The following is a 13,383-nucleotide window of genomic DNA, read 5'->3' on the forward strand; positions in this document are numbered from 1 at the left end:
CGCTTCGTCCAAGCCGATCCGGTGGTCTGCGAAGGACACCGACGAAACGATCCGGCAGGCTAAAGCCCACAACGCAGCGGGCAAGAAGCTCTGCGGCTGGCGCTAATCCCCCTCTCTGGACATCCCCTCATGCGCTTCCTGCAAGCGGCGGCATTCTGTGCTGCTGTGGCCTATGCCACGTCCATTGTATCATCCGCCCCGTGGGCCGGTCCGGCTCAGTCTCAATGCCAGTCCGTGGCTGACTTTGAGGCATTGCAGGTCGCTCCTGTTCTAGCCGCCGGCATCCCTATTCTGGTCCTTAAGGACAAGGTGGATGTGGATGCCTATATCTCCGTCGTGAATGCCATCCCCCCTGTGTCCAATCATGCCCCTGAGCGGCTCTATATTGGCGTAGGGCAGAGGGCGGTTATTATCGCCCTCGTTGAGGGTGGTGTGGTGTGCCAGACGGTGACGCTTGGCCTCCCTCAGCATGAGCAGGCGATGAACGCCGTGATGCGGGGGCGCGCGTGAGCCCGGCAGAATCCGACACCCGAGACAGGGTGATCGCTCTAGAGATCGAAGTGGCGCACCTCCAGAAGACGATGGACGACATGTCCACGAAGGTAACCGCCATGCATGACATGCTTCAGCAGGCGAGGGGGGCCAAGTGGCTCTTTATCGTCGTCTGGCTGGGCGTGGGCAGCGCGGCGACATATGCGCTGCAGTTTCTCAAGGTGCTTGGGAAGTAGTCGCGGGCAGGGCTTGATACCTGCTGTTTTGGGCTTCGCAGAGCCTCGGCCTAGGCGCCTAGGGGCGAGGATGTACCAAAACTACGACTCGCACGTCCTTCCGTGCCGCCGCGACCTCCCGATTCTACACAACCGGCCTCTAAGTACAATCCCTCCTCGCCCGGTTGGACCCAAGTATCATCCCTCCACAACTAGGGGCACTCTATGCCACTGCCGTCAGACGACGATCTGGCGCGCCTCGTCTCCGCTTTGGCGGGGCACGCTGGCGTCGTTGCTCATGCCGCACGGGAATTGGGCCTCGCTGAAACAACCGCGCGCAGGTGGAGGCGCCTCGCAGCTCAACGCGGAATGCTCGGGACCGATCCCGTCCTTCCCGGATATGAGATTGGGCACACGACCGCGATCTACAATGCAGACGGGGATCTGGTCCGCAAGACAGTGTACCAGCGCCCCGAACGTGGCGAGCCGTTTTCTGTTCCTGACGGCCATGTGGTTAAAGGCGTGTCGTCCCTCATCGGCGCAGATGGGCGGGAAATCCAGCGCTGGGTGAAAACCCGCGAGGGGGACACGGCACTCGATAATCTGGATGCCATCAAACAGGCTTTCTCCGATCTGAAGGGCGCCGCCCGGTTGCGCGCCCCACCCAAAGACCCCGACGACCATTTACTGACTGTCTACACACTTCCTGACCTGCACCTCGGCGCACTGTCCTGGGGAAAAGAGACGGGGGAGAATTGGGATCTGGACATCGCGTGCCAGACCATCAGGGAAGCAATTCGCGACCTCGTGAGCCAGTCCCGCCCGACGCGACACGCTATTGTACTCGGTCTAGGCGACCTCTTCCATATGAACGACCGGACGAACATGACGCCTCGGTCTGGGCACATCCTGGATGTGGATGGGAGATGGCCGAAAGTCTATAAGGCCGGTGCAAAACTCGCTGTAGAACTTGTGTCCATGGTCGCTGAGCGTCATCATGAAGTCGAGGTACGGTTCCTCGCCGGCAATCATGACCCGGACGCGGCCGTTACACTCACCGTGGCAATGGCGCTCTATTTCGATGGGCACAAAAGGATATCCGTCAACGACTCTCCATCGCTCCATTACTACCGGAGATTTGGGAAGGTGCTGCTTGGCGCGACGCACGGGCACACCGTCAAGCCGGAGCGCATGGCGATGATGCTGGCGGCCGACCGCCCGGAGGATTGGGGCAAGAGCGAATTCCGCCACCTCCTATTCGGTCACGTGCATCATGAAAGCGTGAAGGAGATCGGAACCGTCCGGGTCGAGTCCTTCAACTCCCCGGCGGCCAAGGATGCCCATGCCAACGGCGGCGGCTGGCGCTCCGGACGCTCCCTAGTCGCGCTCACCTTCCACAAGGATCGAGGTGAGATCGGCCGTCATCGCGTGAACATCGCATAGGAGCGCGCCGTGGAAGAAGACGATTTGGAACCGGTCTTCGATGAAATCCCTGCCCGCGCTCAAGCCCTCCGCGATATTGCGTCCGATCTGGAGACTGCGAAGAACCGCGACGGCCGGCGCATCCTAAACCGCACCGCAGAACTCCTTATGCAGCACTTGGAGCCTCCGAAGGCCACGGTTGTTGCACTCGTTCCAAGTACAGGGAAAATCGCGAAGGAGCAGCCGCTGTGACGCTGGAAAAGCTCCTCGGGAAAGAAGGCTAGCTTATTGTATATGTGGTGTATGTTCCGTATAATCTATCTCCAAGAGACATCCTTGGAATAGATGAACATGATAGGTCCATTCCCGCCTTCCAAAGAAGTGGCGCTAAGCATCGGGTATAATAAATATATATCGGATAAATCCTGTAAAAATGGCCACCCCCCTATCTGGTATGCTGGGTTCAGGCGATGTGTTCAATGTATGAAGGAAACGGCTAGCCGATCGCATAGCCAAAAAGAACGAAGGTATTCCTGCTTTAGAGGTCATGAACCATTACCAGAGCGCATTGTGGCGCACTCTGAGCAGGTTACCGAGTGTGGGTGCTGGATATGGACTAGATCTGGAAATCGGAGCGGGTATGGTCAAATTATATACCGCAAGAAGCATATGGAGGCGCACCGCGCTTCTTGGATGGCATTTAAGGGAGATATTCCGAACGGGCTACATGTGCTTCATAGGTGCAACACGCCATCATGTGTTAACCCGGATCATCTTTATCTCGGAACCAATCTAGATAACGCCGCAGATCGGATTGCGGCTGGAACCCAGGCCCGCCCGCCACGAAAGATTGGAGAGGACCATGGGTACGCAAGATTGAAGGAAGATGAAGCTAGGCAAATAAAATTTGGGTCTTTGTCGGCGTCGGAATGTGCGAAAGTTTACAGTGTTAGTATACCAACCGTCTATGCCATTCGCAGTGGAAGGAACTGGTCATGGCTATCCAAGTAGATGATATTCTAGATATTGATGGGATAGTCTATGTTTCTGTCCCGTATACCGCCCACCCCTACGGCCTATCATGCGCCGCCCATGACGCAGACCGACACGCTGCCCACCTCATCAAAATGGGCTTCGTCATCTTCTCCCCCATCTCGCATAGCCATCCCATTGCCCGCGTGGGTGGGATAGATCCCTGCTCACATGAGCTATGGATGGCGCAAAATGATCGCTTCATGCAGGCATGTTTTGCTATGGTGGCGGTGAAGTTGCCGGGGTGGAAGTCCAGCGTTGGAATGGCGTTGGAGGCCGAATACTTCCAGCGAGCCGGAAAGCCGATTGTCGAAATGGAGCCGCTGCCGTGAGCGATGGTTACGAGATCCTGCGCGACATTCTGGATTCGGCCTATAAGCAGGCTTCGGCGGGGAAGGGCAAGGAACGGCACGCGAACGACAGGCCGTTCCACGATCAGCCCATCATGCACATCGCCCGCAAGCGCGGCATTGGCTTCCCCCTCGGACAGGCGGACAAGAAATCGGAAGAGGCCCAAGGCATGATCGAGCGGGGGCAGGTGGATGCCGCCATCCGCGAATTGCTGGGCTCTATCGTCTACACGGCCGCGGCTATTTTGCTGCTGCGCGAGCGGGAGAAATAGGGCCTACAGACACATCCTGTCACCCTGTCTGTATCGCTCACACCTCAAACACGGGCTTTGCATTTCCCGACTTGGGAACACCAACCGCATCCGATTGCCGCGTCCATTTCGCCCGCGCCTCCTGATGGGATAATAGCGCCCCGCATCGCCGGCATCGGAACCGCATTTCACGCAGCGGCTTGTCCGGCAGAAACCCCAACGGCAACTGCACCGCCAGCCTGCAATGGTACACCTCGACGGCTTCATATTCGAACCGTAGTGCGTCAATTGGAGTGGCGTCCATGGCGAGCATGGGGTGGATTATATGTCAGAACAAACGGGGAACAAGTGGCGATTGGCTAGCCCTTTTCGGCGTCCTTTAGCGCTGCCATGACAATGGGGAAGCGCTCGCGCCAAGCCGTGACGAACTCCTGAATTCCGGAGCGTCTGGAAGCAATGGCCCCCACCATCGCCGCCTCATAGAGCCACGGCAGCGCGCCCTCGGGAACACGCTCTGCTCTCACGGAGAAGCTCTCCACTTGGCCCAGCCATGCGTCCACTGCTGCTTTCACGATAGGGTCGATATCGGACATTCACCACTCTCCCTTATTCTCAGCAAGAGCCCGGCGGCCGGCGTCGGTGATACACCACCCCATCACTGGGATGCGCTCGTGCTCCCCGTGCTTGATGTACCCTTCTCGCTCTAGCTCCCACATTGTCCGGATGCTGGCATATTTGCCATTGCAGGCGTGCCCATGGCCGTTGGGCAGAGTGTGCGCTAGATGATACCCCCCGCGATCAGCAAGAGCCTCAAGGACGTTCTTCCAAGCCCTGCGCATCTCATTCACTCCTTCTCCGGCGGAGACACGTTGAGGTCGCGGAACACGTCGCCGCTGCTTTCGGTGACAGCGGCCATCCGCTCGACATAGCCTCCTGCGGCCGGGGAGAACGCCCCAAGCGCGGCATCCCGGATCGCCTCATAGGCTCCCTCTGCCACGGCCTCGCTATCCTCTCCTGAGCCCTCTGCGCCGGCCGCGCGCAGCGCTGGCGTGAGGGCCATAGGCGCAAGCCAGTACCCGTCTGGAACTTCCAGCCGTGGCAGATCATTGGTCCACTCAGCAACGATATCGTACTCGCCTAGATTCAGCCCTGATGGGGCGGTCTCGCGTCCATCAAGTCGCCATCGAAATCGCCACCCGCTGGGGCTAACCCAAGAAGCAGGGGTTGGCATTTCACCTAGGCCAACATCAACGCAAACTGCAATCGGGCCAACCTTGGCGCCGTTGCGCAGTCTATAGTATTTGCCATTTTCAAGCTTAAAAGGCTGGTCTTTATCTCCAGTAAGCAGGCCTCCGGCAGAGATCGTCACGTCGTGCAGCGCTGAACCGGGAGCGAGAACGACACAAGCTCCTCCCGTGGAGCGGAATTCCAGCCATCCTTCCGGTTTGTCGAATCTACCCCAATGGGACATGCCGTTGACCCGGCATTCGGTGACCGCCACCGGCTTCTGTGCCGTCCCCTCCCTTGCATAGGCAAGGGCGGCCTGCCAGCCGGCTTGAAACGAATAGCCGTCGTAGTGGACGGCATCCTTGATGTGGTCGCGCAACGCCTTTTGGAAGGCAGCATTGTCGGCGTCACGCATTGGTCTGGCCCTTCCTCATTGGGCCGCGATATCCATTCCCCGTGGCAAGGGATGCGGTGTGGCTCGCTTCGTCCCAAGGCCACACCGCCGGGTAGGCGACGCACATCACGTCGAGGTGCGCGACCTTTTTCGCGACTCCGTTGATCTCATCGCAGAGTGCGGTGGCGTCGGCATAGCTCGTAGCCGCCACCACATCGTCAGGTCCGCGCACATGGGCGCACCAAAGGATCGTGGTTTCCTTCTCCATCCCTCTCCTCCTCACGCTTCCAGAACATCCCCGGAACCGGCCAAAACGTTTTACAATGTGGCGTGATGTTCCGATTCCGTTCACGGTTTTTCGGGCCATCCGCTGCAAACGCATACCGTTGCCAGTCTTAGGGAAATTTCGATCACGACCAATTGTGTGACTTCGGCACGGATGGCCTCACCTCCGGCCGCTCGCCGGACCGGCTGGACGCGCTGGTGTGGGCGGTGACGGCGCTGGCCCTCGGCCCCCGCTCCGGCGCGCCGCGCGTGCGCGGGCTTTAGGCACCCGGACGGGCGCTGCCTGTGCATGCCGGGCAGGCTCCGGCGCACCGCCCGTGCGCGGGCTTCAGGGCAGGGAAGGGCGGTGGTCCGGAAGGAATTGCCGGCTGCGGGTCCGTACGCGGTGCGGCGGTGCCCGCACACGTGCCGCCGCTTTTCCGGCCGGCAGGTTGCGGACGCGCGCCGGGCTGCGGGCCACCCCGAGCCATCGGCCGTCGCGCCGCATCCGGTTCGCTCCCGCCGGCTTGGCGCGGCGGACTACCGGTCCAGATCCTTTCCGGCCGGCAGGTTCGGGAAGCGGGCCGAGTTGCGGGCCGCCCCGGGCCATCGGCCATCTCGCCGCATCCGGTTCGCAGCCGCCGCCTTGATGCGGTGCGCCATCGGTTCAACGCTTTGATTGCGCGGCGGGTGCCGGTCGACCGCACGCGGGTTCCCCGCCGGCCGATCCCAGGCGGGACGCCGTCTGTTCGTTTTCAATCGGGCGCCGCCCCGCGCCGCGCGCTGCCCGGCGGATCAGCTGCCGCCGACGAAATCGGCGCCGACCGGGATCTCCACCTGCACGCACATGCCGGTGACGCTCTGGCCCGGCGCGAAATCGGGCCAGTTCTGGTTGCGCTTCAGGCTGGCGCCGAGGCAGCCCCGCTCGGTGCGGTAATAGCCGACCACCTGTTGGGAGGTCTGGGTGGAGACGAGGGGCGACACGGCATAAGGCGTGCCGGCATATCCCATGGCCGCGCCCGAGGGCTGGACCGTGGTGGTGGTGACGATAAGCACCAGGGCATAGAGCATGACGCCCTCCCGGGAGCGCCCCCGCCGCCCCCTCGTTTCCCCCGATCGCCCCATCAGGGGGCGCAGCCGACGCGATACGGCGTCCAGTCAGGGGACGCGCCTGACGCAACCGAAGCGCGGCCGAGGCGCGCGGCCTGAGGACACCAGACCCGCCCCTCGCCGCTGGAACCGCGTGGCTCTGGCCCGTGGCCACGGCACCGGGCCCGCGATGTTCCACGCCGCCGCGCATGCCGTGCGCCGGCGCCCGCCGCCTCGGGGTTTCTGCCGATCCCTGCCGGCGCACCGGCCGATGCGGGGCAGGGCAGTGCGGACGAACACATTACGCCCGATCGGCGCGGCCCGGAATGGCGGTGGCCGCGCGGGTCGATGGCGCGCCATGCCCCGGCTTCATGGCCGAGGCGGTACCGGCGGCCGCGCCCCGACGGCGCTCCAGACCAGCCCTGCGCCGTCGCGGCGCCGGGCGGCGTCGGGCCGCACGGGGCCGGCGTGGCCGGGGCAGGGGGCGCCGGGGGAGGGGTGGGAGACGCCCGCGGGGGATCGCCGCGGCGAGCCCATTGCGTCGTATTCAGAATACGTGCATCATCGTGCCTACAAATGAGGCTGCATGACAACGAAGTGTGCAGACATTTGCTCGCCTTTGGCCCCATCTGCCCCGTTCGGAGCCATGAGACAGCACATCAAAGCCTTCTTCGCACGTCATGAGCCGCACTGTGGCTCCCTCAGCGTCGGCCTGAAATCTGGGGCCGGCGGCATGGTCGGCATGGGCCTTGTGGGCGGCGCGGCCGCCTTCACCCATCTGCCGCTGCTCATCGCGCCGTTCGGCGCGAGCGCCGTGCTGCTGTTCGGCCACCCCGCAACGCCGCTGGCCCAGCCCGCCAACGTCATCGGCGGCTATGCCACGGCGGCCATGGTGGGGCTCGTCTGCGCCGTGCTGTTCCCCGGCGCCTGGTGGGCGGCGGCGCTCGGCGTCGGCCTCGCCATCCTCGCCATGCTGCTGCTGCGGGTGTCTCATCCGCCGGCGGGGGCGGTGCCGATCCTGATGATGGCGAGCGCCATCGACCCGTTCGAGCTGGCCGGCATCGTCTGCGTCGGCAGCGTGGTTCTGGTGGCGCTGGCGAGCATCTACCATCGCCTGCCGCCGCGCCACCACGACTATCCCCGCCGCGTCGCCTGACGCCGGCCGTACGGCCCGCCGCCGCCCGACCGGCCTGCCGTGCGGCGGAGCGCCGTTGCCTCATGGGTGCTGCCCCTCGCCCCCGCTGTCTTCCGGGGCGGCCGGTCCCTCCGCTGCTTCGGTGGAAGGCCAACAGGGTGCCGCATCCGCGCCGCCCTGTTCCGTCCGCCCGGCGCATGGCCATGCGGGCGGCGCTTCCGGCGGCGGCCGATGCGTGGTGTTCCGCCGCATTGGCCGGGAGGGCGCCCTCGCAACTCAGGTCGGTCCGCCCGGCCGGCGCCTGCCGGGCCGTCCTTCGCCATCCCGTCCGTTCCCCGCACGGCCGCCCCTCCGGACGGCCGTTTTCGTTTCGGAGCCCGTCATGCTCGCCGCGCTTCTCGCACCTTTCCGCACTCGTCCGCCCGAAGCGAAGGCCAGCCGCACCGCCTCGCTGGTGGCCTTCTTCGCCGGCGGCCGCCCGCGCTGGACGCCGCGCGACTATGCCTCGCTGGCGCGGGAAGGGTTCGCCCGCAACGCCATCGCCTATCGCGCGGTGCGGCTCATCGGCGAATGCGCGGCGTCGCTGCCCCTCGTGCTCATGGACGGGCGGATGGAGATGGAGACCCACCCCCTGCTCGACCTGATGCGCCGGCCCAACCCGCGCCTGACCGGATCGGGCCTGATGGAGGCCATCTGCAGCCATCTCCTCGTGGCCGGCAACGCCTATGTGGAGGCGGTGGCGCTGGATGGCGGCATCCGCGAGCTGCACGTGCTGCGGCCCGACCGGGTGCGCGTGGTGCCCGGCCCCGACGGCTGGCCCGATGCGTTCGAATACACCCTCTCCGGCAGCACGGTGCGCATCTCCCAGGACACGCTGGTGCCGGGGCGCGACGTGCCCGCCATCCTGCACCTCGCGTCCTTCAACCCGCTGGACGACCATTACGGCTTCGCCCCGCTGGAGGCGGCGGGGCAGGCGCTGGACCTGCACAATGCCGCCAGCGCCTGGAACAAGGCGCTCATCGACAATGCCGCCCGGCCCTCCGGCGCGCTGGTCTATGGCGGCTCGGGTTCGCTCTCGGACGAGCAGTTCGAGCGGCTGAAGGGGGAGCTGGAAGCCTCGTTCCAGGGCGCGGTGAACGCCGGCCGCCCGCTGCTGCTGGAAGGCGGGCTCGACTGGCGCCCGCTCTCGCTCTCGCCCAAGGACATGGATTTCGAGGCCGCCCGCAATGCCGCCGCCCGCGAGATCGCCCTCGCCATCGGCGTGCCGCCGCTTCTCCTCGGCATCCCCGGCGACAACACCTATGCGAACTATGCCGAAGCCAACCGCGCCCTCTGGCGGCAGAGCGTGGTGCCGCTGGTGCGGCGGGTGTGCGATGCGCTCGCCCTCTGGCTCGGCCCGGCCTATGGCGGCGATCTTTCGCTGCTGCCGGACCTCGACCAGGTGGAGGCGCTCGCCACCGAGCGCACCGAATTGTGGAGCCGCATCGGCGCCGCCGATTTCCTCACCGACACCGAGAAGCGCGTGGCGGTGGGCTATGGCGAGGGCGGGCGCATGCGGCGGTGAGGGGCGGGGCCGGCTTTCCACCCGTGCGCCGGTGTGGGATGGAGGAGGACGCCACCACGGGTCCCGCCATGCTGTCCCACATCCATATCGGCACCAGCGATCACGCCCGTGCCCACGCCTTCTACGCCGCCGTGCTGCCGGCGCTGGGCTGGATGCTGAAGTTCGTGGAGCCGGGGCGCCCGTGGTCCGGCTGGAAGCCGGCCGAGGCCGAGCGTCCGCTGCTGCTGGTGGGGCGCCCGTTCGACGGCGCCCCGGCCTCGGCCGGCAACGGCCAGATGGTGGCGCTGCTGGCGCCCTCGCGCGCGGCGGTGGCGGCCTTCCATGCTGCGGCGCTGGCCCATGGCGGTACCTGCGAGGGGCCGCCCGGCCTCAGGCCCGAGTATCACCCGCACTATTACGGCGCCTATGTCCGCGATCTTGACGGCAACAAGCTGTGCGCCTGCTGCCACGACCCTGAATAGGGCCTGAGCGGGCCGACCCCGCGCTTCCGAAGGACCGACATGGACACCCTCATCCGCACCTTCGCGGAGCGGGGGGATCTTGCGCATCTCGCGCTGCTGCTGTGGGCGCTGGCCGCGTCCGCCGGGCTGTGGCGCGCGCTCGGCGAGGTCTCCCGCGCCAGCGCCCGCATGGATGAATTCGTGCGCGAGCTCGCCCGCTTCAACGCCCGTTTCGACGAGCGTCCCTGACCCCTTCCCCCTCCCGGAGAACCTGACATGCGCTCACCCTTTCACAAGGGGCCGGGGCCGCGCATCCGCGCGCTCACCGGCGCCCCCTCGCGCGCGACGGCGGGCGGGCCCGCTCCCTCCAGGGCCAAGGCGGCCTCGCCCGCCCGCGCGCCCGCCGCGCCCTCGGTGACGGCGCCGCAGGCGGTGTTCCGCGAGTTCGTCGCCACCCTCGAGCGGCTGGAGAAGAGCCGTCGCCGCCGCAAGACCCCCGCCGCTCCGTCGCGGGAGGGCTGAGGCATGGCGGCATCCGACCTGCTCACCATCGAGGGCTATGCCTGCCTGTTCGACATCGCCGACCTCGGCCGCGACCTGGTGCTGCCCGGCGCCTTCGCCGCCAGCCTCGCCCGGCAGGGGCCCTCCGGCGTGCGCATGCTCTACCAGCACGATCCGGCCGAGCCCATCGGCGTGTGGACCGAGGTGCAGGAGGACGCGCGCGGCCTCTACGTTCGCGGCCGCCTCTCGCCGCAGGTGGCGCGGGCCCGCGAGTGCGCGGCGCTGATCCGCGAGGGCGCGCTCGACGGCCTGTCCATCGGCTTCAAGGCGGTGGCCGCGCGCACCGATCCGCGCACGCGCCTGCGCCGCATCTCCCGCATCGACCTGTGGGAGGTGTCCATCGTCACCTTCCCCATGCAGCCGGGAGCGCGCATCGCCCGCGCCGTCGCCGCCGAGCCGGCGGGCGCGGATGCGCCGCCTGTCGTCGCCTCCGCCGTGCCGTCGTCCGCCTTGCCGTCCTCCGCCGCGCGGGTGTCCGCCGCGGCCGCCCGCCTGCGCGCCGCCCTCGGCGCGTGAACCGAGCTTCCCCACGAAAGGCCTTCCCATGTCGTTTTCCGAAACCGTCCGCGCCCTTCCCGCCGCGCCCGAGACCAAGGTCGCCGGCTCCGAGGCGCGCGATGCCGTCGCCGAGTTCCTCTCCGCCTTCGAGAGCTACAAGGCGGTGAACGATGCCCGCCTCGCCGAGATGGAGCGCCGCAGCGCCGACGTGCTCACCACCGAGCAGCTCGCCCGCATCGATGCCGCCCTCGATGCCCAGCAGGCGCGGCTCGACGCCATCGCCACCAAGGCCCGCCGCCCGGCGCTGGGCGTCCCCCTCGGTGCTCCCCTCGTCGCCGCCGCGCCGGAGGGCGAGCACAAGGCCGCGTTCGACACCTATGTGCGCCACGGCGAGGCCGCCGGCCTCAAGGCGCTGGAGGCCAAGGCCGTGACCGCCGGCGGCGACGGCGGCTATCTGGTGCCGTCCGAGACCGAGAGCGAGATCGGCCGCCGCCTCTCCGCCCTCTCGCCCATCCGCGCGCTGGCGAGCGTGCGCACCATCGGCGCCGGCACCTATCGCAAGCCGTTCATGACCTCCGGCCCGGTCTCCGGCTGGGCGGCGGAGACGGCGGCGCGGCCCGAGACCACCGCCCCCGCCCTCGCCGAGCTCGCCTTCCCGGCCATGGAGCTCTACGCCATGCCTGCCGCCACCCAGGCGCTGCTGGACGATGCGCAGGTGAACGTGGAGGAATGGCTGGCGCAGGAGGTGGACGCCGCCTTCGCCGAGCAGGAGGGCACCGCCTTCGTCACCGGAGACGGCGTGGCCAAGCCCAAGGGCTTCCTCGCCTACACCAAGGTGGCCGAGGGCTCTTGGACCTGGGACAAGGTGGGCTATGTCGCCACCGGCGCCGCCGGTGCCTTCCCCTCCGCCGCCCCGGCCGATCCGCTGGTGGATCTGGTCTACGCGCTGAAGTCCGGCTACCGGCAGAATGCGGCGTTCGTGATGAACCGCAAGACGCAGGCCGCCGTGCGCAAGCTGAAGGACGAGAACGGCACCTACCTCTGGGCGCCGCCCGCCGCGGCGGGGCAGAGCGCGAGCCTGATGGGCTTCCCGGTGGCCGAGAGCGAGGCCATGCCGGACATCGCCGCCGATGCCTTCGCCATCTGCTTCGGCGACTTCCGCCGCTTCTACCTGGTGGTGGACCGGGCCGGCGTGCGGGTGCTGCGCGATCCTTATTCCGCCAAGCCCTACGTGCTGTTCTACACCACCAAGCGCGTGGGCGGCGGGGTGCAGGACTTCGATGCCGCCAAGCTCTTGAAGTTCGCCGCCAGCTGACGTTCGGCGCCTCCCCCGCCGTGACCCGGCGGGGGAGGGGACTGCTTGACGCATGGCCGGCGGATACCGGTTCGCGCGAGGGCCATGGCACCACCCGGCAGGCCGGGGCGTTCGCCGCTCCCCCGCCGCCGGCGCGCGCTCCGGCCGGATCGCGCTCTCAGCGGCGCGCCCGGCTCAGTTGGGCAGGGCGAGGCAGGCGCCGCCAGCCTTGCGCAGGCGGTCGCAGATGCGCATCGCCTCCTGCTTGGTCTGGGCCGGCAGGCGCACGCGATAGAAGGTGCGCGGGCCCCGCCCGCCCACCCGCGTCGCCACGATCACCGGCGTCTGGTCGGCGAACACCTCCGGATGTCGCCCGGCCTCCCGCCGGAACGAGGCGAGCGCGATCTCGCGCGAGTAATTGCCCGAGATCTGCGCCCCCCACGGCGCGAACAGCGGATTGACCGGCTCGCCGGCGACGGGGGGCGGCGCGCCCTTGCGCAGGCTCGCCACGCTGACGAGGCAGGGCTCCGCCGGGAAGGGCGGCGGCGCATCCGGTGCCGCCCCTTGCTTGCGCAGCGCCGCCCAGTCCTCGGCCGGGCGGCCGGTGATGAGGCGCACATAGGTGCGCGTCTCGTTGGGCAGCCCGCCGCCTGCAAGGAAGCCGTTCACCCGGCCCGGCCCGGCGTTGTAGGCGGCGGCCGCGAGGCCGAGATTGCCGAACTTCCGGTTCAGGTCCGCCAGCAGCGCGGCCGAGGCGGGGATCGCCGCCTCCGGATCGAACGGATTGTCGAGGCCGCGCTCGCGCGCCGTGCCCGGCATGAACTGGGCGATGCCCTGCGCGCCCTTGTGGCTCACCACGTCGGGGCGGAACGAGCTTTCCCGCCAGATGAGGCGGGTGAGGAACGACGCCGGCAGCCCTTCCTTCGCCGCCGCCGCATCGATGAGGCGGCAGATGGCCTGGTCCACCGTCTCCCCGCGCGCCGGCGCTGCTGCCTCGCCTTTTCCGGGCGCGGTAGGCGTTCCATCGCGGGTGCCGCTGTCCGGCGGTGTGATCGCGTTTCCGCTCTGCTCAGCACCGGGACCGGTGGGCGTGGCGGCCGGTGGTGCTCCACCTTCCCCGCGCCCGGAGGCCGGGAGCTGGGCGAGATGCAGCAA

General features: G+C 67.2%; 20 protein-coding genes and 1 pseudogene. 15 read left to right on the plus strand and 6 right to left on the minus strand.

What is annotated here, in order from left to right:
- The first annotated feature begins 129 nt into the window (after window positions 1-129).
- The 7 genes from V5F49_RS18395 to V5F49_RS18425 all read left to right on the plus strand — a co-directional run bounded on the left by V5F49_RS18395 (window position 130) and on the right by V5F49_RS18425 (window position 3,783).
- Window positions 130-510, plus strand: coding sequence for a hypothetical protein (locus tag V5F49_RS18395; protein ID WP_394118322.1), 381 nt, complete (start codon window positions 130-132; stop codon window positions 508-510).
- Window positions 507-728: a hypothetical protein gene (locus tag V5F49_RS18400; RefSeq protein ID WP_394118323.1), complete on the plus strand. Its 222-nt coding sequence runs from the start codon at window positions 507-509 to the stop codon at window positions 726-728. Before V5F49_RS18395 ends, V5F49_RS18400 begins: the two co-directional genes overlap by 4 nt.
- 348 nt (window positions 729-1,076) lie before the next feature.
- On the plus strand, window positions 1,077-2,150 hold the full coding sequence (locus V5F49_RS18405) for a hypothetical protein (protein ID WP_394118324.1): 1,074 nt from the start codon (window positions 1,077-1,079) through the stop codon (window positions 2,148-2,150).
- Window positions 2,151-2,159: 9 nt separating this feature from the next.
- Window positions 2,160-2,381 (plus strand): hypothetical protein, encoded by a 222-nt coding sequence (locus V5F49_RS18410; RefSeq protein ID WP_394118325.1) that lies wholly within the window; start codon window positions 2,160-2,162, stop codon window positions 2,379-2,381.
- A 441-nt stretch (window positions 2,382-2,822) separates the two neighbouring features.
- Window positions 2,823-3,140, plus strand: coding sequence for an HNH endonuclease (locus tag V5F49_RS18415; RefSeq protein WP_509210796.1), 318 nt, complete (start codon window positions 2,823-2,825; stop codon window positions 3,138-3,140).
- Window positions 3,125-3,493 carry a DUF1937 family protein gene (locus V5F49_RS18420; RefSeq protein WP_394118327.1) on the plus strand — a complete coding sequence of 123 codons (369 nt, stop codon included), beginning with the start codon at window positions 3,125-3,127 and terminating at the stop codon, window positions 3,491-3,493. Before V5F49_RS18415 ends, V5F49_RS18420 begins: the two co-directional genes overlap by 16 nt.
- Window positions 3,490-3,783 carry a hypothetical protein gene (locus tag V5F49_RS18425; RefSeq protein WP_394118328.1) on the plus strand — a complete coding sequence of 98 codons (294 nt, stop codon included), beginning with the start codon at window positions 3,490-3,492 and terminating at the stop codon, window positions 3,781-3,783. The genes V5F49_RS18420 and V5F49_RS18425 overlap by 4 nt, the downstream gene beginning before the upstream one ends.
- Window positions 3,784-3,820: 37 nt before the next feature.
- Here the strand turns inward: V5F49_RS18425 and V5F49_RS18430 are convergent, their stop codons facing one another.
- From V5F49_RS18430 to V5F49_RS18445, 4 genes are all read right to left on the minus strand, one after another.
- Window positions 3,821-4,075 (minus strand): hypothetical protein, encoded by a 255-nt coding sequence (locus V5F49_RS18430; protein WP_394118329.1) that lies wholly within the window; start codon window positions 4,073-4,075, stop codon window positions 3,821-3,823.
- 46 nt (window positions 4,076-4,121) lie between these two features.
- A complete protein-coding gene (locus V5F49_RS18435) occupies window positions 4,122-4,355 on the minus strand; it encodes a hypothetical protein (protein WP_394118330.1) in 234 nt (77 codons plus the stop codon).
- A 251-nt stretch (window positions 4,356-4,606) separates the two neighbouring features.
- On the minus strand, window positions 4,607-5,404 hold the full coding sequence (locus V5F49_RS18440) for a hypothetical protein (protein WP_394118331.1): 798 nt from the start codon (window positions 5,402-5,404) through the stop codon (window positions 4,607-4,609).
- Window positions 5,397-5,651 (minus strand): hypothetical protein, encoded by a 255-nt coding sequence (locus tag V5F49_RS18445; RefSeq protein WP_394118332.1) that lies wholly within the window; start codon window positions 5,649-5,651, stop codon window positions 5,397-5,399. The genes V5F49_RS18440 and V5F49_RS18445 overlap by 8 nt, the downstream gene beginning before the upstream one ends.
- Window positions 5,652-5,797: 146 nt before the next feature.
- Here V5F49_RS18445 and V5F49_RS18450 point away from each other — a divergent pair.
- A pseudogene (locus V5F49_RS18450) lies at window positions 5,798-5,932 on the plus strand (ATP-binding protein); the annotation flags it as partial.
- A gap of 510 nt (window positions 5,933-6,442) precedes the next feature.
- On the opposite strand, the gene V5F49_RS18455 reads toward V5F49_RS18450, so the two are convergent.
- Complete coding sequence (locus tag V5F49_RS18455; RefSeq protein WP_394118333.1) at window positions 6,443-6,718, minus strand: hypothetical protein; 276 nt, start codon at window positions 6,716-6,718, stop codon at window positions 6,443-6,445.
- A 664-nt stretch (window positions 6,719-7,382) separates the two neighbouring features.
- Between V5F49_RS18455 and V5F49_RS18460 the strand changes: the two genes are divergently transcribed.
- The 7 genes from V5F49_RS18460 to V5F49_RS18490 all read left to right on the plus strand — a co-directional run bounded on the left by V5F49_RS18460 (window position 7,383) and on the right by V5F49_RS18490 (window position 12,249).
- Window positions 7,383-7,892 (plus strand): HPP family protein, encoded by a 510-nt coding sequence (locus V5F49_RS18460; RefSeq protein WP_394118334.1) that lies wholly within the window; start codon window positions 7,383-7,385, stop codon window positions 7,890-7,892.
- Between the two features lie 361 nt (window positions 7,893-8,253).
- Window positions 8,254-9,435 carry a phage portal protein gene (locus tag V5F49_RS18465; RefSeq protein ID WP_394118335.1) on the plus strand — a complete coding sequence of 394 codons (1,182 nt, stop codon included), beginning with the start codon at window positions 8,254-8,256 and terminating at the stop codon, window positions 9,433-9,435.
- Window positions 9,436-9,503: 68 nt separating this feature from the next.
- Window positions 9,504-9,896, plus strand: coding sequence for a VOC family protein (locus V5F49_RS18470; RefSeq protein ID WP_394118336.1), 393 nt, complete (start codon window positions 9,504-9,506; stop codon window positions 9,894-9,896).
- 39 nt (window positions 9,897-9,935) lie between these two features.
- Window positions 9,936-10,124 (plus strand): hypothetical protein, encoded by a 189-nt coding sequence (locus V5F49_RS18475; RefSeq protein ID WP_394118337.1) that lies wholly within the window; start codon window positions 9,936-9,938, stop codon window positions 10,122-10,124.
- Window positions 10,125-10,151: 27 nt separating this feature from the next.
- Window positions 10,152-10,397 carry a hypothetical protein gene (locus V5F49_RS18480; protein ID WP_394118338.1) on the plus strand — a complete coding sequence of 82 codons (246 nt, stop codon included), beginning with the start codon at window positions 10,152-10,154 and terminating at the stop codon, window positions 10,395-10,397.
- A 3-nt stretch (window positions 10,398-10,400) separates the two neighbouring features.
- A complete protein-coding gene (locus V5F49_RS18485) occupies window positions 10,401-10,952 on the plus strand; it encodes an HK97 family phage prohead protease (RefSeq protein ID WP_394118339.1) in 552 nt (183 codons plus the stop codon).
- A 28-nt stretch (window positions 10,953-10,980) separates the two neighbouring features.
- Window positions 10,981-12,249 carry a phage major capsid protein gene (locus V5F49_RS18490; RefSeq protein ID WP_394118340.1) on the plus strand — a complete coding sequence of 423 codons (1,269 nt, stop codon included), beginning with the start codon at window positions 10,981-10,983 and terminating at the stop codon, window positions 12,247-12,249.
- Between the two features lie 174 nt (window positions 12,250-12,423).
- Here V5F49_RS18490 and V5F49_RS18495 read toward each other — a convergent pair whose 3' ends face one another.
- Window positions 12,424-13,194 (minus strand): lytic transglycosylase domain-containing protein, encoded by a 771-nt coding sequence (locus V5F49_RS18495; RefSeq protein ID WP_394118341.1) that lies wholly within the window; start codon window positions 13,192-13,194, stop codon window positions 12,424-12,426.
- Between the last annotated feature and the right edge of the window lie 189 nt (window positions 13,195-13,383).

Origin of the sequence: Xanthobacter lutulentifluminis, from assembly GCF_043194675.2 — a bacterium.
Lineage (GTDB): Bacteria > Pseudomonadota > Alphaproteobacteria > Rhizobiales > Xanthobacteraceae > Xanthobacter.

Coding starts and splice junctions, on each gene's coding strand:
- V5F49_RS18395 (WP_394118322.1), top strand. CDS start 130: ATGCGCTTCCTGCAAGCGGCGGCATTCTGTGCTGCTGTGGCCTATGCC.
- V5F49_RS18405 (WP_394118324.1), top strand. CDS start 1,077: ATGCTCGGGACCGATCCCGTCCTTCCCGGATATGAGATTGGGCACACG.
- V5F49_RS18415 (WP_509210796.1), top strand. CDS start 2,823: ATGGCATTTAAGGGAGATATTCCGAACGGGCTACATGTGCTTCATAGG.
- V5F49_RS18420 (WP_394118327.1), top strand. CDS start 3,125: ATGGCTATCCAAGTAGATGATATTCTAGATATTGATGGGATAGTCTAT.
- V5F49_RS18430 (WP_394118329.1), bottom strand. CDS start 4,075: ATGCTCGCCATGGACGCCACTCCAATTGACGCACTACGGTTCGAATAT.
- V5F49_RS18435 (WP_394118330.1), bottom strand. CDS start 4,355: ATGTCCGATATCGACCCTATCGTGAAAGCAGCAGTGGACGCATGGCTG.
- V5F49_RS18440 (WP_394118331.1), bottom strand. CDS start 5,404: ATGCGTGACGCCGACAATGCTGCCTTCCAAAAGGCGTTGCGCGACCAC.
- V5F49_RS18445 (WP_394118332.1), bottom strand. CDS start 5,651: ATGGAGAAGGAAACCACGATCCTTTGGTGCGCCCATGTGCGCGGACCT.
- V5F49_RS18455 (WP_394118333.1), bottom strand. CDS start 6,718: ATGCTCTATGCCCTGGTGCTTATCGTCACCACCACCACGGTCCAGCCC.
- V5F49_RS18460 (WP_394118334.1), top strand. CDS start 7,383: ATGAGACAGCACATCAAAGCCTTCTTCGCACGTCATGAGCCGCACTGT.
- V5F49_RS18465 (WP_394118335.1), top strand. CDS start 8,254: ATGCTCGCCGCGCTTCTCGCACCTTTCCGCACTCGTCCGCCCGAAGCG.
- V5F49_RS18470 (WP_394118336.1), top strand. CDS start 9,504: ATGCTGTCCCACATCCATATCGGCACCAGCGATCACGCCCGTGCCCAC.
- V5F49_RS18475 (WP_394118337.1), top strand. CDS start 9,936: ATGGACACCCTCATCCGCACCTTCGCGGAGCGGGGGGATCTTGCGCAT.
- V5F49_RS18480 (WP_394118338.1), top strand. CDS start 10,152: ATGCGCTCACCCTTTCACAAGGGGCCGGGGCCGCGCATCCGCGCGCTC.
- V5F49_RS18485 (WP_394118339.1), top strand. CDS start 10,401: ATGGCGGCATCCGACCTGCTCACCATCGAGGGCTATGCCTGCCTGTTC.
- V5F49_RS18490 (WP_394118340.1), top strand. CDS start 10,981: ATGTCGTTTTCCGAAACCGTCCGCGCCCTTCCCGCCGCGCCCGAGACC.